24 protein-coding genes and 1 riboswitch are annotated in these 24,946 nt (G+C 54.6%); of the genes, 10 read left to right on the plus strand and 14 right to left on the minus strand.

Going from position 1 to position 24,946, the window contains the following annotated elements; translation table 11 throughout:
- Nucleotides 1-2 precede the first annotated feature (2 nt).
- Genes Q1A43_RS13895 through fliF form a run of 3 tightly spaced genes read right to left on the minus strand, consistent with a single transcriptional unit; the run spans nucleotide 3 to nucleotide 2,525 of the window.
- Entirely contained in the window at nucleotides 3-290 is a 288-nt protein-coding gene (locus Q1A43_RS13895; protein ID WP_299921711.1) for a FliM/FliN family flagellar motor C-terminal domain-containing protein, read from the minus strand.
- A complete protein-coding gene (locus Q1A43_RS13900; protein ID WP_299936119.1) occupies nucleotides 283-891 on the minus strand; it encodes an ABC transporter ATP-binding protein in 609 nt (202 codons plus the stop codon). The genes Q1A43_RS13895 and Q1A43_RS13900 overlap by 8 nt, the downstream gene beginning before the upstream one ends.
- A complete protein-coding gene (gene fliF, locus Q1A43_RS13905; RefSeq protein ID WP_299936121.1) occupies nucleotides 888-2,525 on the minus strand; it encodes a flagellar basal-body MS-ring/collar protein FliF in 1,638 nt (545 codons plus the stop codon). Before fliF ends, Q1A43_RS13900 begins: the two co-directional genes overlap by 4 nt.
- Before the next feature lie 116 nt (nucleotides 2,526-2,641).
- On the opposite strand from fliF, the gene Q1A43_RS13910 reads away from it, so the two are divergent.
- From Q1A43_RS13910 to Q1A43_RS13925, 4 genes are all read left to right on the plus strand, one after another.
- A complete protein-coding gene (locus tag Q1A43_RS13910) occupies nucleotides 2,642-3,157 on the plus strand; it encodes a flagellar basal body-associated FliL family protein (protein WP_299921714.1) in 516 nt (171 codons plus the stop codon).
- A gap of 14 nt (nucleotides 3,158-3,171) precedes the next feature.
- A complete protein-coding gene (locus Q1A43_RS13915) occupies nucleotides 3,172-3,537 on the plus strand; it encodes a hypothetical protein (RefSeq protein ID WP_299921715.1) in 366 nt (121 codons plus the stop codon).
- 8 nt (nucleotides 3,538-3,545) lie between these two features.
- Nucleotides 3,546-4,181, plus strand: a complete 636-nt coding sequence (locus Q1A43_RS13920; RefSeq protein ID WP_299936124.1) for a hypothetical protein — start codon at nucleotides 3,546-3,548, stop codon at nucleotides 4,179-4,181.
- Between the two features lie 134 nt (nucleotides 4,182-4,315).
- A complete protein-coding gene (locus Q1A43_RS13925; protein ID WP_299921717.1) occupies nucleotides 4,316-4,864 on the plus strand; it encodes a L,D-transpeptidase in 549 nt (182 codons plus the stop codon).
- Between the two features lie 392 nt (nucleotides 4,865-5,256).
- On the opposite strand, the gene Q1A43_RS13930 is transcribed toward Q1A43_RS13925, so the two are convergent.
- Complete coding sequence (locus tag Q1A43_RS13930) at nucleotides 5,257-5,919, minus strand: arylesterase (RefSeq protein ID WP_299921718.1); 663 nt, start codon at nucleotides 5,917-5,919, stop codon at nucleotides 5,257-5,259.
- 16 nt (nucleotides 5,920-5,935) lie between these two features.
- On the opposite strand from Q1A43_RS13930, the gene Q1A43_RS13935 reads away from it, so the two are divergent.
- The 3 genes from Q1A43_RS13935 to Q1A43_RS13945 all read left to right on the plus strand — a co-directional run bounded on the left by Q1A43_RS13935 (nucleotide 5,936) and on the right by Q1A43_RS13945 (nucleotide 10,125).
- The gene (locus tag Q1A43_RS13935; protein ID WP_299921719.1) at nucleotides 5,936-6,625 is read left to right on the plus strand and encodes an ABC transporter ATP-binding protein; all 690 of its coding nucleotides are present in this window, start codon (nucleotides 5,936-5,938) and stop codon (nucleotides 6,623-6,625) included.
- Nucleotides 6,622-9,138: an FtsX-like permease family protein gene (locus Q1A43_RS13940; protein WP_299936126.1), complete on the plus strand. Its 2,517-nt coding sequence runs from the start codon at nucleotides 6,622-6,624 to the stop codon at nucleotides 9,136-9,138. The genes Q1A43_RS13935 and Q1A43_RS13940 overlap by 4 nt, the downstream gene beginning before the upstream one ends.
- Nucleotides 9,139-9,204: 66 nt before the next feature.
- Nucleotides 9,205-10,125 (plus strand): inositol monophosphatase, encoded by a 921-nt coding sequence (locus tag Q1A43_RS13945; protein ID WP_299936128.1) that lies wholly within the window; start codon nucleotides 9,205-9,207, stop codon nucleotides 10,123-10,125.
- 34 nt (nucleotides 10,126-10,159) lie between these two features.
- Here the strand turns inward: Q1A43_RS13945 and gcvP are convergent, their stop codons facing one another.
- The 4 genes from gcvP to Q1A43_RS13965 all read right to left on the minus strand — a co-directional run bounded on the left by gcvP (nucleotide 10,160) and on the right by Q1A43_RS13965 (nucleotide 15,344).
- A complete protein-coding gene (gcvP, locus tag Q1A43_RS13950) occupies nucleotides 10,160-12,997 on the minus strand; it encodes an aminomethyl-transferring glycine dehydrogenase (RefSeq protein WP_299921722.1) in 2,838 nt (945 codons plus the stop codon).
- Between the two features lie 106 nt (nucleotides 12,998-13,103).
- Nucleotides 13,104-13,463, minus strand: a complete 360-nt coding sequence (gene gcvH, locus Q1A43_RS13955) for a glycine cleavage system protein GcvH (protein ID WP_299936130.1) — start codon at nucleotides 13,461-13,463, stop codon at nucleotides 13,104-13,106.
- Between the two features lie 14 nt (nucleotides 13,464-13,477).
- Complete coding sequence (gene gcvT, locus Q1A43_RS13960; RefSeq protein ID WP_299936133.1) at nucleotides 13,478-14,599, minus strand: glycine cleavage system aminomethyltransferase GcvT; 1,122 nt, start codon at nucleotides 14,597-14,599, stop codon at nucleotides 13,478-13,480.
- 158 nt (nucleotides 14,600-14,757) lie between these two features.
- Nucleotides 14,758-14,846, minus strand: a riboswitch (glycine riboswitch).
- A 6-nt stretch (nucleotides 14,847-14,852) separates the two neighbouring features.
- A complete protein-coding gene (locus Q1A43_RS13965) occupies nucleotides 14,853-15,344 on the minus strand; it encodes an Rrf2 family transcriptional regulator (RefSeq protein ID WP_299921725.1) in 492 nt (163 codons plus the stop codon).
- Between the two features lie 94 nt (nucleotides 15,345-15,438).
- On the opposite strand from Q1A43_RS13965, the gene Q1A43_RS13970 reads away from it, so the two are divergent.
- A complete protein-coding gene (locus Q1A43_RS13970; RefSeq protein WP_299936136.1) occupies nucleotides 15,439-16,002 on the plus strand; it encodes a gamma-glutamylcyclotransferase family protein in 564 nt (187 codons plus the stop codon).
- 75 nt (nucleotides 16,003-16,077) lie between these two features.
- Here the strand turns inward: Q1A43_RS13970 and gltX are convergent, their stop codons facing one another.
- Nucleotides 16,078-17,412, minus strand: coding sequence for a glutamate--tRNA ligase (gltX, locus tag Q1A43_RS13975; protein ID WP_299936139.1), 1,335 nt, complete (start codon nucleotides 17,410-17,412; stop codon nucleotides 16,078-16,080).
- 163 nt (nucleotides 17,413-17,575) lie between these two features.
- On the opposite strand from gltX, the gene Q1A43_RS13980 reads away from it, so the two are divergent.
- The gene (locus Q1A43_RS13980) at nucleotides 17,576-18,520 is read left to right on the plus strand and encodes a 1-phosphofructokinase family hexose kinase (RefSeq protein ID WP_299936141.1); all 945 of its coding nucleotides are present in this window, start codon (nucleotides 17,576-17,578) and stop codon (nucleotides 18,518-18,520) included.
- A gap of 145 nt (nucleotides 18,521-18,665) precedes the next feature.
- Here Q1A43_RS13980 and Q1A43_RS13985 read toward each other — a convergent pair whose 3' ends face one another.
- From Q1A43_RS13985 to Q1A43_RS13995, 3 genes are all read right to left on the minus strand, one after another.
- Nucleotides 18,666-19,643 (minus strand): DMT family transporter, encoded by a 978-nt coding sequence (locus tag Q1A43_RS13985; protein WP_299936143.1) that lies wholly within the window; start codon nucleotides 19,641-19,643, stop codon nucleotides 18,666-18,668.
- A gap of 176 nt (nucleotides 19,644-19,819) precedes the next feature.
- Nucleotides 19,820-20,923, minus strand: a complete 1,104-nt coding sequence (gene leuB, locus Q1A43_RS13990; RefSeq protein WP_299921730.1) for a 3-isopropylmalate dehydrogenase — start codon at nucleotides 20,921-20,923, stop codon at nucleotides 19,820-19,822.
- Between the two features lie 57 nt (nucleotides 20,924-20,980).
- Entirely contained in the window at nucleotides 20,981-21,877 is an 897-nt protein-coding gene (locus tag Q1A43_RS13995; RefSeq protein WP_299936145.1) for a LysR family transcriptional regulator, read from the minus strand.
- A gap of 95 nt (nucleotides 21,878-21,972) precedes the next feature.
- Between Q1A43_RS13995 and Q1A43_RS14000 the strand changes: the two genes are divergently transcribed.
- Nucleotides 21,973-22,890: an epimerase gene (locus Q1A43_RS14000; RefSeq protein ID WP_299936148.1), complete on the plus strand. Its 918-nt coding sequence runs from the start codon at nucleotides 21,973-21,975 to the stop codon at nucleotides 22,888-22,890.
- On the opposite strand, the gene Q1A43_RS14005 is transcribed toward Q1A43_RS14000, so the two are convergent.
- Both Q1A43_RS14005 and Q1A43_RS14010 read right to left on the minus strand, forming a co-directional pair.
- Nucleotides 22,826-23,671, minus strand: a complete 846-nt coding sequence (locus tag Q1A43_RS14005) for an endonuclease/exonuclease/phosphatase family protein (protein ID WP_299936150.1) — start codon at nucleotides 23,669-23,671, stop codon at nucleotides 22,826-22,828. The genes Q1A43_RS14000 and Q1A43_RS14005 overlap by 65 nt on opposite strands.
- Before the next feature lie 101 nt (nucleotides 23,672-23,772).
- Nucleotides 23,773-24,603 carry a hypothetical protein gene (locus tag Q1A43_RS14010; RefSeq protein WP_299921734.1) on the minus strand — a complete coding sequence of 277 codons (831 nt, stop codon included), beginning with the start codon at nucleotides 24,601-24,603 and terminating at the stop codon, nucleotides 23,773-23,775.
- Between the last annotated feature and the right edge of the window lie 343 nt (nucleotides 24,604-24,946).

A 24,946-nucleotide genomic window follows, 5' to 3' on the forward strand; every position in this document is an offset into this window, starting at 1 on the left:
GGTTAGGCCGAGTTGTTGAGTTCTGAAACCTCTGTCAGGCGAACGGCGAGCTGACCTTGTCCGTCTCCTTCCATCACCTCCAAGACACCAATACCAATCAGTTTTTCACCAACATAGAGTTCCACCGGATCATCCAACTGTTTGTCCAAGCTCAGCACTGAACCAGCCGCAAGTTGCAGCAAATCTCGCACAAGTGGACGCGCTTTACCTACCGAAACGGTAATCTCTATCGGAACGGATGTAAAAGCTGTCGCCGTTTCCGTTCTAGTGGTCGTTTGCGGGTTATCCATTTGCCAATTTCCTCCGGTTGTCATGGGAGAAACCATCGACCGCTTCGGATACCGACGCGATCAGATCTCCAAGATCGATTTGTTTTTCAGTTTGTCCCAAACGGATGTCCGCCTGTTCATCCGCAAGCGTATCATCCTCAATCAGTTGGATAGGGAAGCTAAACTCCCCCTCTAGCAACGGGGCGACGGATTCAGTGTTTGATGGTGCGACGGCGACGACAACCTTTAGTGCCCCAATCTCCTGAGCCATACTTCGCAATTGCTCTACTATATGGTGTCCCAAGGTTTCGCGCGCCATTTGCGGCAGCAGAGCCGCGACCATTTCATCCAGCAAGGGAGCCATCGCATTCATCACTTGGCTGTAAGCTTCGTGATAGGTAAACGACAAATCCTGCAAATGCTGGCCAAACGCGCTGGAAATACGGCTTCGGTCATCTGATTGCGCTTTGACAGCGTCATCCCAACCGGCACGGTATCCATTTTCAAACGCTTCGAGTTTCTGGCCCTCGAGATCCGCTTCATTGAATGTCACTGCAGCGATTTCAGGCGTTTGAACTGAGACTTTGGAAAAGTCATCCAATAACTGGTGTAGCGAAGTCATGACGTTTCCTCTTTGTCTTCTTCGAGCCAGCTACGCAGAATTTCCACTGTTTCAGTTTTGCGCTCTTCAATGAGGTTTCTAAGTCGGTCGACTGGATCTTCACTTCCACCGCTACCATCCGGCATGTCAAAATCGACCATGCCCATGCCGCCGAAACCACCGCCATCAGCAACCATGGGCAAATCCTCAAAGCCACCAGCAGGTTCGATTTCCCCTTCCAAAACAGGCGAAGAATGATCCAAGGTCGATGGCAGTGCGCCAACGGCGTTTTCTGGCAAGGCGGTCGTCCCGCTACCTGAAGAGGCCAAAACCGGACGTACAACAAACAACCCGAGGATCAATGCGACAACAGCCAGAACACCCATCTGCAATAGGCGCATGGTATCGATGTTTCCAACAAACATACTGGGTTCGATTGGACCGGTTCCCAATCCTTCAGGACGTTCAAACGGCAAAGACCTAATAGTGATCTGATCGCCGCGCTCTTCTTCAAAACCGACGGCTGAAGAAACCAAATCCCCCAGCGCTTCAATTTCCGGATCCGGCAATGGAATAAATGTCTGAGAGCCGTCGTCCGCGGTTTCGTATGTTCCATTAACCAATACCGCAACTGTAAGACGTCGGATAGCACCTGGGACACGCGTAATTTCTCTCGTAGTTTCAGACACTTCATAATTCACCCGTTCGCGTGTCTCTGCCTTGGAGGACGAAGACGCATCGGCATTCCCGCCGTTTCCTTCAGGTAAATTAGACGCCACAGTTACATCTCCGCCGCCATTACTATCCGCTTTGTCATTGCGCTCTTCCGTGTCAGTCGACACAACGACTCGCCCTTCTGGGTCAAAGCTACGCTCGCGGATCAGTTCGCTTTCTGTGACAGTATCTACACTAACTTCTACAACCGCGTTTCCGACACCTACGCGTGCTTCCATCAGTCGTTGAACACGGTCGCGAAGTTGCAATGCCTTATCATCCGCCGTCGGACCTGTCGGGCTATCAGCATCAGCACCAATTAGGCCTCCTTTGCCGTCGATAACCGCCACATTCTCCGGAACCAAGCCAGGAACAGCCGACGACACAAGGTATTTCAAGGCTCTTGCTTGTTGTGGAGAAATCGCACCCCCACTTGGCGTTACCGATATAGAGGCCGAGGGCGTAACATCTCTCTGAAATGGGTTTGCGCTACTGTTTGCAATATGAACCCGTGCGTTGGCGATTGCAGGATTGGCTACAATAGTCCGAGCCAGTTCTCCCTCTTTTGCTCGCCAATACGCTGCATCAAACATCTGGGATGTTGTGCCAAAACCTGACAATCCATCTAGAAGCTCATAGCCTTGACCGCTATTTGCAGGCAGCCCTTCGCTTGCGAGCGTCAAACGCAGTGCGTCGCGCTCCGAATCAGGGACAAAAATCGCTCCACCGCGAACATCAAACTCAACTCCATGCCCCTCCAAAGCTTTGACAACGTCACCTGCCGCCCCGTTTTCCAGACCGGCATATAATAGTGACATGTTTGGTGCCGATGCCAAACGAGTCAGCCCCAATACGGCTATAATCATCGCAAATGTAGCCCCGATGACTACTATTCTTTGACGAATGCCTAAGGCACCCCAGACTGAAAAAACCTGCTGCAAGACTAACCTCCGCTCCAAACATTCTGTTCGGTTGTTCTGACTTTGGCGCATTCAGCTTAACAATCAGTTAGCCCATTTCTGTCAAAACGGTTTCACGGACAGAAAAGAGGTTTAATATGTCTGATGCTACCGTTGACGACGCAGACGTCGAAGAGAAGAAACCATCTAAACTTCCAATGATCATTGGGATTGTGCTGGCATTGGCCGGTGGCGGCGGAGGTTTCTTTGCGGTGCAATCGGGCCTGCTCGGCGGTGGACAAGAAGCTGCGGCACATGATTCGGGTTCGGAAGACCACGCTCAAGACGACGCCGTCGAAACTGCGCCATTACCGGATGTCTCCTTTATAGAGGTGCCGCAATTGGTGATTTCCCTAGGCCCTCGGGCGCAAGCCAATCACTTGCGATTTAGAGCAAGCTTGGAAGTGCCGAAAAAACACGCCGTTGAAGTCGAAGGTATTTTGCCCCGAGTTCAAGACGTACTGAACAGCTACCTTCGCGCTTTGGAACCTAGGGATCTTGAAGCTCCAGGTGCTCTCATCAAACTGCGTGGTCAAATGCTACGTAGAGTCAGACTGGTTGCCGGAGAAGGGCGCGTTCGCGACCTTTTGGTGCTTGAATTTGTACTAAACTAACAAAGGGGACAGGAATGGAAATGATCGCAGATATTCTGCTTGTCGCGGGCGCTTTGGGTGCTGGATTCTACTGTTTTATTCTTGCCAAGCGGCTGACACGTTTTACCGATTTGGAGAACGGTGTCGGTGGTGCAGTTGCTGTCTTGTCTGCACAAGTTGACGATCTAAGCAAAACATTGGCAAGCGCACAGAAAAGTGCGGGGGATTCGTCGAAGTCGTTGGGAGAACTTACAGAACGGGCGGAAGATGTGGCCCGTAGGCTTGAATTGCTTGTGGCGTCTATGCACGATTTACCGCAAACCGGTACCACTCACAGCGCCCCCCCTGCAACAACACCGGAAAAAGCTGACCCTGTGTTTGTGCGCCATCAGCGCAACTGAGGTGAAAAATGTTTAAGACAAAATCATCTGGAAACAAGAAACGATCCCGTCGCAAAGCAAAAGGTGCACTCTCTGCGATTGGAGCCCTGCTGCTCGCCTCTGCTGCTCTTAGAATTGGCGTTGGAGCAGGGGAAGCCTTTGCTCGTGAAGGCGGCGATGGGGCTCCAACTGCTGCTTTGACAGAAGTAGCTGAAAAACACGAAGCAGAACAAATTACCCCAAATGAAATTGCCGACGAAGACATTTCTCCATTGCTGAAAGCACTCAATGAGCGAGAAGCGCAGGTAGAAAAGCGCGAACATGAAATCGCTATGAGAATGAAAACACTTTCTGTTGCCGAGCAGGAAATTGAACGAAAGCTCAGTGCTTTGATAAATGCTGAAGAGCGGTTGCGTGCCACAATGTCTCTCGCTCAAAACGCTGCCGAAGACGACATTACACGCTTGACGGATGTTTATGCCAATATGAAACCGAAACAAGCCGCTGCATTGTTTGAAGAAATGGACCCTGAGTTTTCGGCCGGCTTCTTGGCTCGGATGCGGCCAGACACGGCAGCCGGCATAATGGCCGGGCTAAGCCCTTCGGCGGCATATACGATCAGCGTTGTGTTGGCCGGTCGCAATGCCCAGGTGCCCAAAGAATAGAAGAATCATTTGGCAATTGGCAAAGCTTTGCTTGAACACAGCAACGTGACACATCTTGTCTCGATCCTGGGATTGATTTTCAAGCCATTTTGCGCAAGATGATCGCCGTTTACCAATTTAGGAATAGTGCTGCCATGATCACTCGTCGAACTTTCGTCGCCGCCGCAACGTCATCCCTTGCGTTGCCCGCTCTCGCTTTCGAAGTTGATCCGGTATTCCGCCCGCAAACGGTAGGAATCAAAAAAGACCTCGAGCCGGGTCAAATCTTGATTCTTCCACGCGCCCATTTCTTGTACTTTGTGACCGATCAAGGCCAGGCACGCCGCTATGGGGTAGGTGTTGGCAAGGCTGGGTTGGAATTCACAGGAACCGCAAAAATTGGTGCCAAAAAAGAGTGGCCAACTTGGCGACCAACCGATGAAATGATTGAGCGCGACCCGCATTTGTACGGTAAATTTGCGGGCACCGACTACGTTCAACCGGGCGGCCCAAGCAATCCCCTAGGTGCCCGTGCCCTTTACCTTTTCCAAAACGGTCGCGACACTTTTTTCCGTATCCATGGAACCACGGCACCAAAATCGATTGGGCGTTCTGTTTCCAATGGATGTATCCGCATGCTCAATGAACATGTCGAAGACCTGTACGAACGTGTGCCGATTGGCTCCAAAGTAACTGTACTCTAACCAAGGGTCATGAAAGAAATTTGATAGGAGGCCGGGTCGCGTTGCGGTCCGGCTTTTTGTTTCGGATTTTCTCTGTGCGGCCCATTTTCGCCGGTGCTATGCCACAATCCCGCCATGTTCAAAGTGCTTTAATCAATTCGAAAGACCTGAGGCACTATCGTTGCACAGGATGGAGGCGAGGAAATGGCTGTTGTGGCAATTTTAGTTGGAAGTGTTTTAGGACTTTTTGCCGGGTTGGTCGGTTTCTTGTTTTTTGGCATGTCTCTCGCCTCTGCTTTTGCTCTTTACCTCATGTGTGGGATCGGGATGGGGACACTCACAACTCTTTGCACCGTAGTTGCCTGCCTACTGTCGCCAAAGTCGCAACTTTCTCCGGTGTGACAACGGGATGACTAAAGTCGCGACAACAGAGTTTCGACTTTAGGCCCTACGACATCAACAATCTTCTTTACACCTTCTGGATTGGGGTGAATTCCGTCGTGCTGCATATACTTCGCCACCGCAGTTGGTGTTCGCTTCTCTCCTAAACCGGCAAAGAAGCTGTCGAGAAAGACAGCATCGTACTTGGCCGCAAGCTCAGGATAAATTGCGTCGAACTGAGTTTTGTAATCTGCCCCAAAATTTCCCGGCGCTTCCATTCCTATCAGCAGAACTTCCATCTCATGCTTTTGCGCGACTTGTAGAATGCCCTCAATGTTGCGGCGCGCCTCGTCTGGGGCAACTCCGCGCAGCAAGTCATTGCCGCCCAAGGTGACAATCATTGCATCAATATTCGAAGTCAGTGACCATTCAACCCGCGCCAATCCGCCTGCCGACGTATCGCCAGAGACACCGCCATTTACAATCGTTACATCATGGCCACGTTCAGCCAACCAAATTCTCAACTGTGGGACAAATCCGTCTTGCTCAAATAGGCCGTAGCCCTGCGTTAAACTGTCTCCTAACGCTAAAATGTCTATGGTTTCCGCAACTGCGGCGGTCGCCGATAGAAAAACTCCTACTACCGCGGCCTTGCAGCCCGTACTTAGCAACCCATATCTGAAAAAACGCTTCATCGTCGGACCTTTCCCCATGCCTGATCCTGTACTCTCTCTCCAAGATGTCACTTTGCGCCTGCGAGGCAATGCCGGAGAGGTAGAAATCTTGCATGGAATTAGCCTAGACGTCGCAAAAGGCGAAAGTTTGGGACTTATTGGCCCTTCTGGTTCCGGGAAATCGTCTCTTTTGATGGTTATGGGCGGGTTGGAAAAGGCCTCCGGCGGGACGGTCACAGCACTGGGCCAGGACTTAACCGCCTTAGATGAAGATCAACTAGCGCGATTTAGGCGCGACCACATGGGCGTTGTTTTCCAATCCTTTCATTTGATCCCGACCATGACTGCCCTTGAAAATGTGGCAACACCTCTGGAACTGGCCGGAAAAAAAGATGCTTTTGAACGAGCCGCAGCTGAGCTTGACGCTGTCGGACTTGGACATCGGGCCGATCATTACCCGGCTCAAATGTCGGGTGGTGAACAACAACGTGTCGCACTCGCGCGTGCGCTTGCGCCGCGCCCTGACATTTTGTTGGCGGACGAGCCAACCGGTAACCTTGATGGTCAGAACGGCCAAGCCATTATGGATTTGATTTTCGGCCTATCCGAACGGCACGGCGCGACGCTTGTGCTTGTCACACACGCGCCTGAACTTGCCGCGAGGTGTGACAGAACCATTCGCTTGAATGATGGGCTGATCGACCCTGCACAGAAAGCTGCAGAATGAGTTGGCGTATTTCAACCCGCTTCGCCCGACGGGAATTGCGTGGTGGCTTGCATGGCTTCAGGATTTTCATTGCTTGCCTTGCCCTCGGGGTGGCCGCGATTGCCGGGGTCGGATCGGTCAGATCTGCTATTCAGCTCGGCTTGACCGAACAAGGGGCTGTGTTGCTAGGTGGCGATGCCAAGGCAGAGTTCACCTACCGCTTTGCAGATGAAACCGAGCGAGCGTGGTTGGAAAGCATCTCAAACTCGATCTCTGAAGTGACAGATTTCAGATCGATGGCGGTTGTTGACCATGACGGCACCGACGAACGGGCGCTCACACAGGTGAAATCTGTGGACGACAATTACCCGCTATTGGGGGACGTCGTTCTGGACCCACCGATGGCAATCTCAGATGCTTTGTCAGGCCAAGGTGCGCTCATGGCTCCGGCTTTGGCAGATCGCCTAGGTTTGACTCCCGGCGACGCTTTTCGATTGGGCACCCAAGATTTCACCCTTAGCGCAATTCTTGTGCGCGAACCCGATGATGCCGGGGATGGGTTTGGCCTTGGGCCCCGAACCATCGTTAAGACAAAGGCCTTAGAAGGGTCCGGGCTTTTGGCCCCCGGTTCGCTATTCGACACAGAATACCGCATGACGCTTCCCGTGGGCACCAACCTTGATGCCCTTGCTGACAAAGCCAAGGCCGAGTTCGAACGTACCGGGTTAAAATGGCGCGACGCGCGAAATGGGGCCCCGGGGGTTGCTCGTTTTGTTGACAGACTTGGCAGCTTTCTTGTTCTGATCGGCCTGTCTGGCCTTGCCGTGGGCGGCGTTGGTGTCTCGGCGGCGGTACGCGCGTATTTGGCCCGCAAGACATCTGTCATTGCGACTTTACGCACATTGGGCGCGACCCGAGCCGTGATTTTTCAAACCTATTTCCTACAAATTGGTGCCCTAAGCTTGGTTGGCATCGCCATTGGTCTGCTCCTTGGTGGGCTTGTACCCATTCTGTTAGGCCCGTTGATCGGCGCGGCGCTTCCTATTCCAGCTGTTTTCACCCTTCATCCCGGCCCTTTGGCCGAGGCCGCTCTGTATGGCGTGCTCACCGCTTTGGTGTTCACCTTGTGGCCCTTGGCCCGCGCCGAGGAAGTGCGTGCTGCGACACTGATGCGTGACGCCTTGGAAGGTGCTAACCGCCTCCCTGCCGCAAGATACATCATCGCGACGCTGATCCTCCTTGGGCTTTTGGTTGGCTCGGCAATGCTCTTCTCCGGCAACGCCTTTTTGACAATTTGGACCGCAGGCGGCATTCTTGCTGCACTTCTCATCCTGACGCTAGCGGCACAGTTGATCCGCGCAATCGCCCGCCGGTCGGCCCGCCGGGTGCGCGGGCGCCCGATTTGGCGATGGGCTTTGGCCGCGATTGGAGGACCGGGGGAAAGCGCCGGTGCGGTTGTTATCTCTTTGGGTCTTGGCCTGTCCGTTCTAGCCGCAGTCGGTCAGATTGACGGCAATCTGCGTAGCGCAATTGCCCGCGATTTGCCGGATGTTGCGCCCTCCTACTTCTTTGTCGACATTCAAAAAGAACAGATGTCCGGTTACCTTGAGCGACTTGAAAATGACCCGGCGGTGTCGCGGATCGACAGTGCACCAATGCTACGCGGGATCATCACAAGAATTAGCGGGCAGAATGCTAGGGATGTGGCAGGTGAACATTGGGTTGTGCGCGGTGATCGCGGCATCACCTACGCCGCTGAACCGGATGAACGGTTCACAATCACACAAGGCGAATGGTGGCCCAAGGACTATAGCGGCCCGCCACAGATTAGCTTTGCCGCCGAAGAAGGTGAAGAGCTTGGCTTGGAACTGGGTGATACCCTAACGCTCAATATTCTAGGGCGCGACATCACCGCCACGATCACCAGTTTCCGAGAGGTCGATTTCTCGACTGCCGGTATTGGCTTTGTCATGACGTTGAACCCCTCGGCGCTGCAAGGTGCGCCGCACTCCTTCATTTCCACGGTCTACGCCGAAGAAGAGGCCGAAGCGCAGATTTTGCGCGATCTGGCCAATACCTATCCAAACATCACGGCGATCCGTGTACGCGATGCCATTGATCGGGTTTCCGAAATGCTGGCCGGGATTTCCGACGCTGTGCGCTGGGGGGCCGGGGCAAGCCTTTTGACCGGTTTCCTTGTTTTGATTGGGGCCGCTGCCGCCGGAGAAGGGGCCCGCACTTACGAAGCCGCAGTTCTGAAAACCTTGGGGGCGTCGCGCCCGCGCATTTTGGCAAGCTTTACCTTGCGATCGGCCTTGTTGGGTGCCTCCGCTGGGTTGGTTTCCCTTGGGGCGGGCATTGCAGGCGGTTGGGCCGTTTTAACATTTGTGATGGAAACCGAATTCACGGTGATTTGGGGCTCTGCCTTTGGTGTGATCGTGGGCGGCATTTTCGCAACTTTGCTTGCTGGCCTTGGATTTGCCTGGCGACCATTGGCGCAAAGGCCTGCATCAGTGCTTCGAACGCGCGAATAGTCACCTTGAATCAGCTGGCGGAGGCTGGCAATCACTTTGCAATTGCAGCAATTACCGGACGGACCCATGACCGATTCCCTGCCTATGCCGATTACCGCCCCGCTGACCAAAGCCCAGCGCACTCAGTTGTTGAACTTGGTGCGCCGCGCGGCCAAAGCCGAAATCATGCCGCGCTTTCGCCAATTGGGTGCGCATCAAATCGATACCAAATCCGGCCCTCAGGATTTGGTGACTGATGCCGACAAAGCCGCTGAGGCGATGATCACCCGCGGCGTCTTGGGCATGTTCCCGCACGCTTTGGTGGTTGGCGAAGAACACGCATCCGACAACCCCAAAATCATCGACAAAATCGCCGAGGCGGAACTTTGCTTTACCATTGATCCCGTTGACGGCACTTGGAATTATGCAAATGGGCTGACGTGTTTTGGCGTGTTCGTTTCTATTTTGCGGTTTGGCAAGCCTGTTATGGGTCTGCTTTACGATCCGGTCATGAACGATGTGATCATCGCGGACGAAGAGACACCTACAATTCTCGTCGGCCCGCGCGGCATGCGCCGCAAGGTCAAAACGTCTGACGGTGGTCCCATTGAAACGCTCAAGGGCTACGTCCCGCTATCTCTGCTACCAGAGGACAAACAAGCCGACATGGCGGCAACCTACCCCCGGTTTTCGCGCGTGAACACGTTGCGCTGCTCGCTCCACGAGTTCCGCATGCTGGCGCAGGGCAATGTTGACTTCATCCTATCCGCCAAGCTGACCCCTTGGGATCAACCCGCTGGCGTCGTTGCGGCGCGTCAGGCCGGGGCGCATGTGGCAATGCTGGATGGCTCCGAATATCGTGGCGACACCCGCGAGGGGTACCTGTTGTCGGCATGTAATGTCGAAACATGGGGCCGGGTTCGCGACATGTTTGATTTCCTGATCGACAAACCCGCCCAAGAACCTGATGCGGATCAGGACCCAGACGGCGACAGCGCCGATAGTTAAAGCAAAAGCCCCGGAATTCTCCGGGGCTTTCTTTTTAGTCGTCTTCGAAATCCGACATCGGCGGACAGGTACAGATCAGGTTCCTGTCTCCATAGGCATTGTCGACCCGGTTCACGGGTGGCCAGTATTTGTCGACTCGGAAGGCACCGGGTGGGAAACACCCTTGTTCTCGAGAATAGGGACGGTCCCAATCGCGAACCAAGTCTTCCATTGTATGCGGAGCAAATTTGAGAGGGTTGGCCTCTTGATCAATCTGCTTGTCTTCGATGGCGCGAATTTCTTCGCGGATCGCCAGCATCGCATCACAGAACCGGTCCAGCTCGGCCTTGGTTTCGGATTCTGTCGGCTCAACCATCAAGGTGCCCGCCACTGGCCAGCTCATGGTTGGTGCGTGGAATCCGCAATCGATTAGACGCTTTGCAATGTCTTCAACGGTCACACCGGCACTATCGGCAAAGGGGCGCACGTCAAGAATACACTCATGCGCCACGCGCCCGTCCGTGCCGCGATACAACACGTCATAGGCCCCTTCGAGCCGTTTCGCGATGTAATTGGCATTCAAAATCGCGACCCGCGTCGCCTGAGTAAGGCCTTCACCCCCCATCATGAGCACATAGGCCCATGAGATTGGTAACAAGGACGGCGACCCAAACGGAGCCGCGCTCACTGCGCCGTTTTCGGTTTGCGGATCACCCGGAAGATGCGGCACCAAATGCGCCTTGACCCCGATTGGTCCCATGCCGGGACCCCCGCCGCCATGCGGAATGCAGAACGTCTTGTGCAGGTTCAGGTGACTCACATCGCCCCCCAGATCACCGGGACGGGACAGCCCGACCATGGCGTTCATATTCGCGCCATCGATATAGACCTGACCGCCATGCTCGTGGGTAATCTCACACACTTCGGTGACGGTTTCCTCAAACACACCATGCGTGCTGGGATAGGTGATCATGCAAGCGGCAAGGTTTTCCGAGTGCTTTTCCGCCTTGGCGCGGAAATCGGCAACATCAATGGAGCCGTTGTCGTCACATTTCACCGCCACAACTTTCCAGCCAACCATATGCGCGCTTGCCGGGTTGGTGCCGTGGGCGTTTGTCGGGATCAAACAAACATTGCGATGCCCTTCGCCGCGTGCGGTTTGCCAATCACGAATGGTCAGCAACCCGGCATATTCTCCCTGCGCACCAGAATTCGGCTGCATGGAAAAGTCATCATAACCGGTAATCTGGCATAGCTTATCGCTTAGATCGCCAATCAACTCGGCATAGCCCTGCGCCTGATCCAGTGGAACATAAGGGTGGATCATCGAAAATTCACGCCAGCTCACTGGCATCATTTCCGCCGCCGAGTTGAGCTTCATCGTGCAAGACCCAAGTGGGATCATTGCCCGATCCAACGCCAAATCGCGGTCGGCGAGGCGACGCATATAGCGCATCATCTCGGTTTCAGCACGGTTCATGTGGAACACATCGTGCTGAAGGTAATCCGTTTCGCGGATCAGCCCTTCGGGAAGCATATATTCGGCGGTGTAATCGTCGTCCTTGCGCACAAGGCCAAAGGCCCGCCAAACTGCTTCGATGGTTTCGGGGCGGGTCCGTTCGTCCAAAGTGATGCCCACTTTGGTTTTGCCGACACGACGCAAGTTAATGCCTTCGCGAACTGCAGCTTGAAGAACGCCGCGCTGGAGCAAGCCCACATCAACGGTGATCGTGTCAAAGAACGCTTTGGGTTCCACGGCGAAACCTGCGGCCTCAAGCCCTTTGGCCAGCCGAACCGTTTTGCGATGAATACGCTGCGCGATGGCACGAAGCCCTTGGGGCCCATGAAACACCGCGTAAAATCCGGCCATAACAGCCAACAACGCCTGTGCGGTACAGACATTCGAGGTCGCTTTTTCGCGGCGGATGTGTTGTTCGCGGGTCTGAAGCGATAGGCGATAGGCCCGGTTGCCATGGCTATCAATCGACACCCCAACAATCCGCCCCGGCATGGCGCGTTTAAAGGCATCGCGACAGGACATATAGGCCGCGTGCGGGCCACCATAACCAACTGGAACACCAAATCGCTGAGTCGATCCAACGGCGATATCCGCGCCCATTGCACCCGGTTCTTTCAACAGACACAGGGCCAGCGGATCAGCAGTGACAATCCCAATGGCCTTGTTGGCATGCAAAGCCTCCATTTCGGCCGTGAAATCACGGACCTGACCATGGGTACCCGGATATTGGAAGATCGCGGCGAAAACCTTATCGGCCTCAAGGTCATCAGGCGATCCAACAATCACCTCAATGCCTAGGGGTTCGGCCCGCGTTTTCATCACGGCGATGTTTTGCGGGTGGCAGTTTTCGTCAACAAAAAACGCCTTGGCTTTCGACTTGGCCACGCGCTGCGACATGGTCATCGCTTCGGCACAGGCTGTGGCCTCATCCAACAACGACGCGTTGGCAATTTCCAAACCGGTCAAGTCGCTGACCATGGTTTGATAGTTCAACAACGCCTCTAGGCGCCCTTGTGAAATCTCGGGCTGGTAGGGCGTATAGGCCGTATACCACGCCGGATTTTCCAGAATATTCCGCTGAATCGCCGGAGGGGTCACTGTGCCGTGATAGCCTTGACCAATCAGCGACGTCAGAACCTTGTTTTTCGAGGCAGTGACCCGCATCCGGTGGATCAACTCCCGTTCGGACAACGGGCGGCCAAAGTCCAGAGGCTCGGTTTGGCGAATGTTTTCAGGCACAGTTTGCCCAATCAGCTCGTCCAAATCACGAACACCTAATTCGTCAAACATTGCCTCCATTTCAACAGGAGACGGGCCAATATGACGCCGGTTGGCAAAGTCATAGGGCAGATAGTCAATCGGATCGTAGGTCATAGCGTCCTCCTCCAGTGGGCTTACACCCCTGGTTTCTTCTTTCCCAAAATATCCCGGGGGAACACCCGAATGGGTGTGGGGGCAGCGCCCCCAGTTCCGCGTTACGTCAACCGATAAAGTTCTTATAGGCCGCTTCATCCATGAGCTCGTCGAGCGCGCTCATGTCTTCCAGCTTCATCTTAAAGAACCACGCTTCGCCTTCGGGATCTTCGTTCACCTTGCTCGGCTCATCCACGATAGGAGAGTTCACTTCGACGATTTCGCCATCAAGCGGGGCAAGAATATCAGACGCCGCCTTGACCGATTCGATCACCACGACCTCTTCGTCTTGGCTGACTTCGGTACCGGCCTCGGGAAGCTCCACAAAGACCACATCCCCCAACTGTTCCGCCGCGTGGTTGGTGATCCCAACCACAACAACATCACCTTCTACCCGCAACCATTCATGCTCTTCGGTATATTTCATCACGCTCTCCCTATTCAGCGTTTGAAGCCTGGTTTAACAAACGGCAATGCTGCAACCTGAACCGGTTGGCGCTTGCCACGTAATTCTCCGTACACAACCGTTCCCGGTTCTGATTTTTCTGTGGGCACATAGCCCATCGCCACTGGGCCACCAACTGTTGGGCCAAAGCCACCCGATGTGACCTTGCCGATCGGATCTCCGCCCTCGGCCTCGGCAAATAATTCCACGCCTTCGCGCATCGGGGCGCGACCTTCGGGGCGCAATCCAACTCGGGCGTTTGCAGCGCCCTCTGCGAGTTCCTTTAGGATGATATCGGCTCCGGGAAATCCGCCTTCTCGGTCTCCGCCGGTGCGACGAATCTTTTGAATGGCCCATTGCAGACGCGCCGCCACAGGGGTCGTTGTGGTATCAATGTCATGACCATAAAGGCAAAGCCCGCCTTCAAGCCGAAGGCTATCGCGCGCACCAAGACCAATTGCCTCAACACGCTCATCGGCCAGCAACGCCTCGGCCAAGGCCACAGCCGTCTCGTTAGGCACCGAAATTTCGTATCCGTCTTCGCCGGTATAGCCAGAGCGCGACACCCAACAGGCGGCCCCCAGCAAGTCGACCGTCGCGACATCCATGAATTTCATGCCCGCAACCGCTGGGTCCAGCGCCGCCAGAGCCGCTTCGGATTGTGGCCCCTGCAAAGCAAGCAAGGAGCGATCATTGATTTGGTCGACGGTGATGCCACGTGGCTCCAACGTCGCACGCATATGCGCAATATCGGCGTCTTTGCATGCCGCATTGACCACAACAAACAAGTGGTCACCGCGATTGGCAATCATCAGATCGTCTTCGATCCCACCGGCATCATTTGTGAAAAAGCCATATCGCTGACGGTTTTCAGCCAAGCCAGCAACGCTGACAGGAACCAAGGTTTCTAGCGCCAAGGCCACATCCGGCCCGCGCAGAATCACTTGCCCCATATGGCTGACATCAAAAAGGCCCGCCGCCGCGCGGGTGTGCAGGTGCTCCTTTAGGACCCCTGCCTTGTACTGAACCGGCATCGAATAGCCAGCAAACGGCACCATCTTGGCACCAAGGCCAACATGCAAATCATTCAGCACGGTTGTTTTTAAATCGTCGCCCATAACGTCGCCCAAGCGCCCCCCATTGGTTCCCCGAACCAACGCGCGCGTGGTCAGGCATCACCGACACGGGTCATCCGTGCCGCTCATGCCCCCTCTGTCCTGACGCCTGAGATCGCTATCCCTTCGGCGGACGCTTGCGCGCCTCTCTCCAGAGTGTGTACCCCATGGCGGTCCTGAAGCCTGAGAGTTTCCGGGGCGGTTGCTCCTTCGGCACTGACCTTTCGGCCAGTTCTCCCGTCATGGTGGGTATCTCTTAGAGGATTGCCTGAGCCTTCGCAACAGAATCGTCAGAATGCGTCACATTGCACCGAATTTCCGGCGCCATGATCTCTAACAGGCCGACATTGTCGCAAACCAATGCGTCCAACGTGATCGGATCCAACGTTTCATAGAAGGCGTTGGACGCATCGTGCAGCGCGCTGCGCAGCCGGCACGACTCTGTCAAAGGGCAGGTGTTATCAACATCGGCAAAGCATTCAGCAATCGGCACCGGAGCCTCAAGCGCGCGGAAAATATCACCGATCACGATGTCAGTCGCCGGGCGACCCAGTTCCAAACCACCGTTGCGACCGCGCTGGGTATGCAAATATCCCATTTGGGCCAACTGATTGATCACTTGGGCGAGGTGGTTTTCAGATGCATTGCAACGGGCTGCGATCTCGGATTTGGTCACAAGACGATCAGTGTTTGCGGCGCAATACATCAGCACACGCATAGCTATATTGGTTCTTTTGGTAACGCGCACAACGGATACTCCGGGCTGCTTCGGTTGGCGACGTTATGACATTCTCGTGAAAAGATGGGTTTGACTTACGTCAATCAATGAAAATATTTGCGATATGACACATGCATATTTCTTTGGTTATGGGAGTTTAGTTGATCAACGCACCCATGCATACGCCCCGACCCAACCCGCCAAAGCTTCGGGTTGGGCGCGAGCTTGGTGTGCCACACCCGACCGGAATCTGTGTTTTCTAACGGCGATTCGCGATGCCAACTGTGCGATTTTGGGGTTGCTGGCACCAGTTCCAAGTCAAGATTGGAGCGTTTTAGATGAACGGGAACGGGCCTATGAACGCCATGAGGCCAGTTCCGACATTGACCATTCCGCGCCCGGATCATCGATTGCGATCTATTCGGTGTCCGACCACCGCAGGTCTATTCCGACCGCCAAGAACCCAATCCTATTGTCTTACTTAGACGTTGTCATTCACGGCTATTTGCAAGAGTTCGGCGCGGACGGGGCGGCACATTTCTTTTCCACAACCCAAGGCTGGGAAGCCCCTATCCTCAATGATCGAAGCGAACCGATTTACCCCAGATCGCAAACCTTGGGTGACGCCACGCGCCAAACCGTCGACAGTGCACTAGCGAGATTCGGCAGCACCATCATCGACGCCTAGAACCGCCCTCTTGTCTTTCTTTGGTCCCAAAATCAGCGGGGCTCAGCCAAGCTAAGCCCCAAGAAGCTTTGAGTCTCAGCTCGCCAATGCGCGCGCAGGGACCTTTTGCAAAAGCTGCATCACATCGGCCATTTCCGGCCCACGTTCCTGACCGGTCATCGCTTTGCGCAGCGGCATGAAAAGACCTTTGCCCTTACGTCCCGTGGCTTCTTTGACCGTTTTGGTCCAATTGCCCCAGGTGTCAGCGTCAAACGGACCTTCAGGCAACAAGGCCATTGCCTGCGCGATAAACTCTTTGTCCTCATCGGCGACCAATGGCTCGGCCCCTTCGCTGAAGAGTTTCCACCATCCCGCAAGATCACCGCGTACGGTGATGTTTTCGCGACATACTTTCCAGAACAGCTCGGCTTTGTCCGCCGGAACGCCCGCCGCCGCAACATCATCGGCGACATCTGCCAAAGACAAGCCATGAAGCTTGCGCGCCGTCAGCGGAAACAGGTCTTGAACATCAAACTTGGTCGGAGCCGAGCCGAACTGTTTGGTTTCAAACCCATCTGCAATCTCTTCTAGTGACATGCGCAATTCGACCGGCTGGCTTGACCCCAGACGTGCCATCAGGCTCAGCAGGGCCTCTGGTTCGACGCCTTGCTCACGCAGATCGCGCAACGCAAGCGTGCCCAACCGCTTGGACAGCGATTCGCCCTGAGGGCCGGTCAGCAACGAGTGGTGTGCAAATTCCGGCGGGGTGCCGCCCAGCGCGCGGATCATCTGAATCTGCGTCGCGGTGTTGGTCACGTGGTCATTGCCGCGCACCACATTGGTCACGCCCATGTCCATATCGTCACAAACAGACGCAATGGTATAAAGGACCTGCCCATCGGCGCGGATCAGAACCGGATCAGACACCGATGCCGCATCGATCGACACATCGCCCAGAATACCATCGTTCCATTCGATCCGCTCGTGGTCGAGTTTGAACCGCCAAACGCCATTGCCACGCTCGGTGCGCAGAGCGTCTTTTTCTTCATCCGTCAGGTCCAAAGCCGATCGGTCATAGACCGGTGGCTTGTGCATATTCAAAAGCTTTTTGCGCTTTAAGTCCAACTCAGTCGGTGTCTCAAATGCCTCATAAAACCGGCTCATCTCACGCAGCTTGTCGGCGGCATCGGCGTAACGATCTAACCGGTCCGATTGGCGCTCAATCCGATCCCATGTTAGGCCCAGCCATTCTAGGTCTTGCTTGATCGCATCCACATATTCTTCTTTCGAGCGTTCGGGATCGGTGTCGTCGATACGCAGAATGAATTGACCGCCGGATTTGCGGGCAATCAAATAGTTGAACAGAGCGGTGCGCAAATTGCCCACGTGGATATAGCCGGTGGGCGAGGGTGCAAATCGTGTAACGGTCATGGGCGGCCTCCTGTCAGGGGCGTGGTTTCAGGGGCAATGTTTCAGGCGCGTGTGTTTTCATACGTGCACGGGTTTGTCCAGTTCTGCCTGACACCTATGGCGCGATTCTGGCCTTTCCAGTGCACGGTTGTCTTGGCATGTTGGCGTTAACAAAGAGGTTACCATGTCAGCGATTCTTACCGTTACGCTCAACCCTGCCCTTGATCTTGCCACGTCTGTTGGTCAGGTGGTGCCAAATCTCAAGCTGCGCTGCGGTCCGGAAACGGCGGAACCGGGTGGTGGTGGTGTCAATGTGGCCCGGGCCATCATGCAATTGGGTGGACAGTCACAGGCCTTGGTCGCGTTGGGCGGCCATACCGGCAAAGCATTGGAAACATTGCTTGCGGATCAAAGGCTTGCCACCATTCGCATCGAAGCACCCGCCGAAACCCGGCACAGCTTTGCCGTCACTGACCAGAGCAGCGGCGAACAATACCGGTTTGTTTTGGCAGGGCCAACTTGGACCGATGCTCAGCTGGACCAGATGCTCGATCAACTCGACTCTGTTGCGCCACAAGACGCCTTTGTCGTTTTGTCAGGAAGCATGCCTCCCGGTGCAAAACCCGGTTTCATCCCTCATGCCTGTGCTCGGCTTGGCTCGGGTCGCAAACTGGTGGTTGATACATCCGGTGCGCACCTGGAAGCACAAGCAAAGGGGCCAAAACCCGCGCCCTTTGTGTTGCGCATGGATAGCCATGAGGCTGAAACCTTGTCTGGCCTTGCCCTCGAAACCCAAGCCGAAAGCGCCGCTTTCGCCGAAGAACTGCGACAACGTGGTGCCGGACGATTGGTGATTATTGCGCGCGGCAAGGATGGGTCTGTGATGGCGGACGGCACCGGGCTTTGGCATGTGAATGCATCAAACGAAACAGTTGTGAGCGCCATTGGTGCCGGTGATAGTTTTGTTGGGGGTTTTGTCATGGGTCTGGCGCAGGGCGAAACGCCCCCTGAAGCCCTACGTTTCGGTGCCGCCGCCGCATCGGCCGCCGTTATTAGCGAAGGCACGCAGCTTTGCCACCGCAGCGATTGGGACCGCCTATTGCCGCTTACCGAAATCACCAAACTCTGACGTGCTCTAATGTCAGAAAGTGTAATCGGTTGGAGTGAGAGATTTCGAACGCCCGGCCCCTGCCTCCCGAAGACAGAGCTCTATCAGGCCGAGCTATACTCCGAATCCGGTTGCTGGATAGACATTTCCCTTTGAAATTACAGAACTATTTTGGGTCTTTCGTGGAAGGATCCATCAGACTTCCGACCCTCGGTCCGGCGGGCAATCCAATCCGGGTCCGCGTCCTTAGCACTGGCTTGTTGGAGGAGACGTCGCTGTCGGATTCTCTGCGCAAAATGTAGAGCCCGCTCAGAATAATAATTCCGGCACCAATAAAGGTGGCCGTGTCGGGAACTTCGTCAAAAAACAATGCGCCAAACAGAGCTGCCCACAGGATTTGGGAGTACTGCATCGGCGCGACCATAACCGCTTCGCCACGCTGATACGCCATGATGAGCAGAAACATCGCGACTAAAACCATCGCTGATACAACAGCCAGCAAACCCAAATCACCAATGGGAACAGGGCGATACACGAAGGGTAGGGCAATTGCCATCAGCACAAAGTTGGTCATCATCGGATAAAGGATCATGACAACGGTACGCTCGCTGGCACCAACTTTACGCACAACAATCGAGTTCAGCGCACCTGTGATCGCAGACATCAACGCCGCAGCATGGCCAAGGCCAAACTCCGCCCCTCCTGGTCGCAGCACAACCATAACCCCGCATAGCCCAGCCAAAACAGCCAACCCACGGCGCAAACGCACCTTTTCGCCGAGAATCGGGATTGCAAGAACCGTGATCAGCAACGGGGCCGCAAATAAAATTGCATAAACTTGGGCAAGGGGAAGGACCGAAAACGCGTAAAACGCCCCAAGGGCCGCGAACGATCCGGACACACTGCGCAAAGCAATCCAGCCCGGGTGGTTGGGGCGCAACGTACCCGGTTGCACATCGCGCATCATGATCACGCTGATGATCGGAAAGCTGAAAAGAGCACCGAAGAACAGGATTTGAATGGCCGAATAACTGCTTCCCAAAAGCTTGATGATCACATCATGCGTGGCAAACACGGCAAAGGCAGCCAACCCCAAAAGGGCGGCATGCAGCGACGAATTTGATGAGGCAGTTTGTTGAGTCATGGTAGACCTTAGACAAGACCGTTACCGCAAACGTGTTACAGCTATCTCGTTACTCCCCGCAAGAGAATTACGAGACGAAGGCATTCAATTGCTTGTCTGGTCCAAGGCCAGTCGCACACAAAAAAACGGGTGCCCATGACAGGCACCCGCAAAAATCATATTGTGTAAAACCTGATTTACAGGCTCGCATCCAATGCTGCGATGATGATGTCACCCATTTCGCTTGTGGAAACAGGGGTTACACCCTCTTCGCCCAACAAATCTGCGGTGCGAACGCCATCGGACAGGACTTTTTCGATCGCAGCTTCGAGGCGATCTGCCTCGGCCCCTTGGTCAAAGCTATAGCGCAACGCCATGGCAAAGCTGAGGATACAAGCGATTGGGTTGGCTTTGCCCTGACCGGTGATGTCAGGCGCGGAACCATGAACCGGTTCGTACATGGCTTTGGGGCGACCATTGGCCATCGGCGCGCCGAGCGAGGCCGACGGCAACATGCCCAAAGATCCGGTTAGCATTGCTGCGCAATCAGACAGGATGTCACCAAACAGGTTGTCAGTCAGGATAACGTCAAACTGCTTGGGCGCACGAACCAGCTGCATCGCACCGTTGTCGGCGTACATATGGCTCAGCTCAACCTCAGGGTAGTCAGCGGCAACGCGGCTAACCACTTCGCGCCACAAGATACCCGATTCCATAACGTTGGCTTTTTCCATCGAACACAACTTTTTGTTGCGGCGCATGGCCAGTTCAAAGGCACTGCGGGCGGCGCGTTCGATTTCGGATTCGGTATAGCGTTGGGTGTTGATACCGACGCGCTCGTTACCTTCTTCAAAGATACCGCGCGGTTCGCCGAAATACACACCCGAGGTCAGTTCGCGGACGATCATGATGTCAAGACCGGCAACAATATCGCGCTTTAGAGACGAAAAATCAGCCAAGGCATCAAAGCATTGGGCCGGGCGCAAATTAGAATACAGGTCCATTTCCTTGCGCAGGCGAAGAAGGCCGCGCTCTGGTTTGACGCTAAAATCCAAGTCATCATATTTCGGGCCACCAACAGCGCCCAACAAAACCGCGTCGGCTTCTTGCGCCTTGGCCATAGTGTCATCATGCAATGGCACACCATGCGCGTCATAGGCAGCACCGCCGACAAGATCTTCGCTCACGTCAAAAGCCAGATCACGCTTGTCGCCAAACCATGTGATGATCTTGCGCACTTCGGCCATAACTTCGGGGCCAATCCCGTCACCGGGGAGGATAAGAAGCGAGGGGTTGGTCATGAGAGCTGTCCTTTGTCCTTTGAGTTGCCATGGGCCTAGCCCGCAGCGCCCGCAGGGTCAAGAAACGCTGGGCAAAAGGCCGGAAGCAAGGGCATCCCAGACACGCTTTATTCGCGGGGTAGAACGAACGGCCTCATGCGCCGCCAACCATAGCGGCAAAGTCGGTAAAGGAAGCTCGGGAAACAAGCGCTCTACATCTGGATGGGCGTCTCCGATACAAACTTGCGCAAACCCAATACCACAGCCAGCTCGGATTAACTCCCAGTAGGCCGTGTGGTGATCACAACGTGTTGTGAACCAGTCTCGCTGCGCCTCTATCCCAATATCGCGCATTCCACGCAAAATATCATCGTTTTGGTCATACCCGACCAAATCGCATTGAAGCATTTCATCAAAGCTTTGCGGGCGGCCAACGCGATCCAGAAATGTCGTAGCCGCGTAAATGCCAAGCTCAAGTTCACCCAAATGCCGTGTCACGATGTCGAGCTGAGTGGGTTCGTACATTCGAACGGCAATGTCTGCCTCTCTGTACAAAAGGTTTTCAGTTCGATCCGAAGCAACAAGATCAACCGTAATATCCGGCTCTTCGGCGCGTAATCGGGCTAAAATCGGTGGTAATTGATACTGAGCGGTGAACACACTGGCCGTTATTCGAACAGGTCCGGACAGTTTGTCTGAACGACCCGCAGCGGTGAGACTTAGCGCACGTAACCCATCTGCCATAGCCTGTGCATGCGGCAGTAGCGCCAAGCCGGTATCTGTAGGCGACAACCCCCTAGCCTGCCTCGTAAAAAGGGAAACCTCGAGATCGGCTTCGATCTGTTTTATCTGGCGGCCGACCGTGGGTTGGGACACTCCAAGTCGACGCGCCGCTTGAGACAGAGAACCGGTTTCCGCCACCGCGAGAAAGGATTGGATCAATGACCAATCTAGGTTTGAAAGCGCCGCATCCATTCAGTGATGAATACATGCAATGCAAAAATTGGCAATTCCCTATTTAAAATGAATGGGTCACCCTTGGGCAGCGACAGGAAAATGAGGTCATAACAATGGGAACGGTTTTAATTTTGGGGGCCAATGGCCGATTTGGTCGACACGCCGCCGAAGCATTTTGGAACGCAGGCTGGCGTGTTCATCTTTTTGACCGTGCAAGGGACGACCTAGCGCTGGCCGCAACGGGCGTGGATGTCATCATCAATGCATGGAACCCCTCCTATACGGACTGGGCTATGCAGTTGCCAAACTTGAGGAAACAGGTGATTTCCGCCGCCAAGACCAATGGTGCAACGGTACTTGTTCCCGGGAATGTTTATGTTTTCGGCGAGGGACGTTCCGAAATAATGAAGGCGCGCTCTCCTCATGAGGCGACCAATCCACTCGGCCTGTTACGCCGTAGAATAGAAGACGCTTATAAAGAATCAGGTGTCCAAACTATCATCCTAAGGGCCGGGGACTTTCTGGACACAGAAGCCTCAGGAAACTGGTTCGACAAGGTGATGGCCCGTTCACTACACAAGGGTGTCCTAACTTACCCCGGCGCATTGGATGTTCCTCACGCGTGGGCGTATTTGCCCGATATGGTGCGCGCCGCTGTTGGAATCTGCAATAAGCGCGCCGAACTACCAACATTCTTAGATCTTCCTTTTCCGGGATATACGTTTACCGGCCATGACCTTGCACGTTTGTGTTCCTTGAGTACGGATTCAAAAGTATCCGCTCAAAAGATGAATTGGCTGCCGCTCCAAATTGCGCGCCCGTTCTGGCCGATGGCAAAACACATTCTGGAGATGAGGTATTTGTGGGATATGCCCCATCAACTCGACGGAACAGAGTTTGAAAAATTGCTACCAGATTTTGTGGCAACCGCTCCTGACATTGCTGTGCAAAACGCCATTGCGCCTTTCAGTTCAAGGTCACGTCCACCCAAACAAGACGGTGGGGCCCTGCGGTCGGTTCCAACGGCATGACCTTGGCGTCTACGACATCCAGAACTTTGTCTGGAAGAACATAAGACACTCTCATTTCTCCAACCCGTTCCCATTCAACGGTCGGCAAATCCGGCAAGGGATCCTGCAACCGCGGATGTGAAAGGACCTGTTTTGCGGCAGCATGAATCCCTTCTCCCCGAATGGGATCTAGATTGAAGTTCCCAATCAGAACCACCGGGGCCTTATACAAACCCGGCTCTTGAGCCAGGGAATATGTCCAAAGCAGAACCTCATCGTGGTTCCGTCGTCCATTTCGATCTTCAGGGCCGTCGAAAACCGGAGGAGTAGCCGCAAGTGTCAGCAAGGTGACCGCCCTTTCATTCACTTTCACCGTCACAGCCCAGTGAGCGGAAGATGACACGCGTTGAACTTTGCCAGCGGGATCGTCTGGTGCAATCAAACTATGAGACAGATCGCTCCAAGTTACATCGGACTTGTCAGCGGTTAGCTCCAGCGGAAAGCGAGACAAAACCGCCTGCCCACCCTGACCGGAAAAATACCCGAATCCTTGTGCGTCGCGCGGACCGCCCCGACGGCCGTCGCCATCGATGTCTAAACCTGTTGACATACCAGTGTTTGGTTTGCGGGCAAAACTATGGTCTAGCGACAACCCTCTGTCTGCCAACTGCATTTGTAGCGCCTTGAGCGTCACAAGCCCGGCATCAAAATCAATGTTGGTGAGATGCAGAATGTCGGGTTGTGCCTGAACAATCGTTTCTATTCCTGCCACCGGTTCATCGCCAACCAGTTCCCGAAGCATGAGACCCGGCCCCTTGCGGCTAAAATCCCCATGCCAAGTTGCTATTCGAATTGGGTCTGCGACGGCGGCGGCGGCAACCAACAAGTAGCTGGCAAGCAGGATTAGGCCACCTGCAATTCGGCCTGCGCATAAGCGCGCCTGCGCTTTTCTTCGATCAGATCGGCGATGCGCATCAAGGCGACACCCCGCATGATCAAACTTACCGGCAAGAAGGCCCATGCGCTCATTGTCCAGATCAACGTTTGCGGATCGGTCAAAGACAATGACACAGCAAAGACCGAAGCGGCTTTGAGGACCGCTGGTATTAGGAATGGCAGCAGAAAGCCTAAAGCCACGTTAACGTGACTATCTCTTTTTAACCTGCGGAGCACATCGCCACCCGCTGTTGGGTCAAACAACGGGAGATTTACCCAGAAATTAAAGGCCCCATGGCCGAGAGGCCAGTCCATCACCCGGACCAGAGCCACAAAAACCAAAAGCATCAGCAACGAAGTCAAATAGGAAAACCCAGCATGCATGCGAATTTGATCTAGTTCAGGTGGCGTCGCCCCGTCTGGCGCCAAAAGCAGCATCAGCCGAACCGGTGAAAACGGGAAATCCATAGCATGGCCGACGGCATCACCCAAAGCAGTCAAAGATACACTTAAGGTCGTTGGCACCACCTGCCCGCGAGCAATCAGTGACAGCATGAGAACCGTCAGGAATAAAGCCAGAAAGCGAATGCGGTTAAAAGGCGGGGCATCTCTGAACTCGATCAGGCTCGGGTATTCCGAACTATATTCGACAAAGACCAACAAGGCCGCAACCAGCGACAGCAACACGACCATTTGGACCGTGTCGGCCGATGTGTCGGGCAATAAAATTGCGGGCAACGAAAACACCGATGCCACAAAAGTCGCCCGAACGGCTGCGCCGAACATACGTTTGATCACTTAATCTGCCCTTTCAGTCCGGACGAAAACGATACGATGCCGTTTCCTTGTTCCATCCCGATGCCGTCGTTTGTGACGGTCTGCCTCATTGTTGCCTTAGTTTTGCCCCAGTTCGGATTCGGCGACAACCTGCCGATGGGTTTGAGCCCGATTTTGCGGCAACTTCGCAAAGCAACTGGTGCGAGAATGCATCATCTTTATTAAGAGATGCTTACAACCTACTGGAAAATCGCAATATCTTGGGGAGGTCGGCATGCGCGGCACAAGCGGGTCGGAAATCGGTGCCCCAAACTAACGACTTGGGCTGGACATCAAAAAACCCGGCCCAAATTGGACCGGGTTT

The organism is uncultured Pelagimonas sp. (assembly GCF_947498515.1).
GTDB lineage: Bacteria > Pseudomonadota > Alphaproteobacteria > Rhodobacterales > Rhodobacteraceae > Pelagimonas.

What these genes read in the sequence shown, in the direction of transcription:
- Q1A43_RS13930 (WP_299921718.1), bottom strand. Translation starts at nt 5,919, where the DNA reads ATGAAGCGTTTTTTCAGATATGGGTTGCTAAGTACGGGCTGCAAGGCC.
- Q1A43_RS13900 (WP_299936119.1), bottom strand. Translation starts at nt 891, where the DNA reads ATGACTTCGCTACACCAGTTATTGGATGACTTTTCCAAAGTCTCAGTT.
- gcvP (WP_299921722.1), bottom strand. Translation starts at nt 12,997, where the DNA reads ATGACCTACGATCCGATTGACTATCTGCCCTATGACTTTGCCAACCGG.
- gltX (WP_299936139.1), bottom strand. Translation starts at nt 17,412, where the DNA reads ATGACCGTTACACGATTTGCACCCTCGCCCACCGGCTATATCCACGTG.
- Q1A43_RS13985 (WP_299936143.1), bottom strand. Translation starts at nt 19,643, where the DNA reads ATGACTCAACAAACTGCCTCATCAAATTCGTCGCTGCATGCCGCCCTT.
- Q1A43_RS13970 (WP_299936136.1), top strand. Translation starts at nt 15,439, where the DNA reads ATGACACATGCATATTTCTTTGGTTATGGGAGTTTAGTTGATCAACGC.
- Q1A43_RS13940 (WP_299936126.1), top strand. Translation starts at nt 6,622, where the DNA reads ATGAGTTGGCGTATTTCAACCCGCTTCGCCCGACGGGAATTGCGTGGT.
- Q1A43_RS14005 (WP_299936150.1), bottom strand. Translation starts at nt 23,671, where the DNA reads ATGCTTCGGGAACTGGTTGGCGATGAACCGGTGGCAGGAATAGAAACG.
- gcvT (WP_299936133.1), bottom strand. Translation starts at nt 14,599, where the DNA reads ATGGGCGACGATTTAAAAACAACCGTGCTGAATGATTTGCATGTTGGC.
- Q1A43_RS13910 (WP_299921714.1), top strand. Translation starts at nt 2,642, where the DNA reads ATGTCTGATGCTACCGTTGACGACGCAGACGTCGAAGAGAAGAAACCA.
- Q1A43_RS14000 (WP_299936148.1), top strand. Translation starts at nt 21,973, where the DNA reads ATGGGAACGGTTTTAATTTTGGGGGCCAATGGCCGATTTGGTCGACAC.
- gcvH (WP_299936130.1), bottom strand. Translation starts at nt 13,463, where the DNA reads ATGAAATATACCGAAGAGCATGAATGGTTGCGGGTAGAAGGTGATGTT.
- Q1A43_RS13895 (WP_299921711.1), bottom strand. Translation starts at nt 290, where the DNA reads ATGGATAACCCGCAAACGACCACTAGAACGGAAACGGCGACAGCTTTT.
- leuB (WP_299921730.1), bottom strand. Translation starts at nt 20,923, where the DNA reads ATGACCAACCCCTCGCTTCTTATCCTCCCCGGTGACGGGATTGGCCCC.
- Q1A43_RS13980 (WP_299936141.1), top strand. Translation starts at nt 17,576, where the DNA reads ATGTCAGCGATTCTTACCGTTACGCTCAACCCTGCCCTTGATCTTGCC.
- Q1A43_RS13915 (WP_299921715.1), top strand. Translation starts at nt 3,172, where the DNA reads ATGGAAATGATCGCAGATATTCTGCTTGTCGCGGGCGCTTTGGGTGCT.
- Q1A43_RS13945 (WP_299936128.1), top strand. Translation starts at nt 9,205, where the DNA reads ATGACCGATTCCCTGCCTATGCCGATTACCGCCCCGCTGACCAAAGCC.
- Q1A43_RS13995 (WP_299936145.1), bottom strand. Translation starts at nt 21,877, where the DNA reads ATGGATGCGGCGCTTTCAAACCTAGATTGGTCATTGATCCAATCCTTT.
- Q1A43_RS13935 (WP_299921719.1), top strand. Translation starts at nt 5,936, where the DNA reads ATGCCTGATCCTGTACTCTCTCTCCAAGATGTCACTTTGCGCCTGCGA.
- Q1A43_RS13925 (WP_299921717.1), top strand. Translation starts at nt 4,316, where the DNA reads ATGATCACTCGTCGAACTTTCGTCGCCGCCGCAACGTCATCCCTTGCG.
- Q1A43_RS13920 (WP_299936124.1), top strand. Translation starts at nt 3,546, where the DNA reads ATGTTTAAGACAAAATCATCTGGAAACAAGAAACGATCCCGTCGCAAA.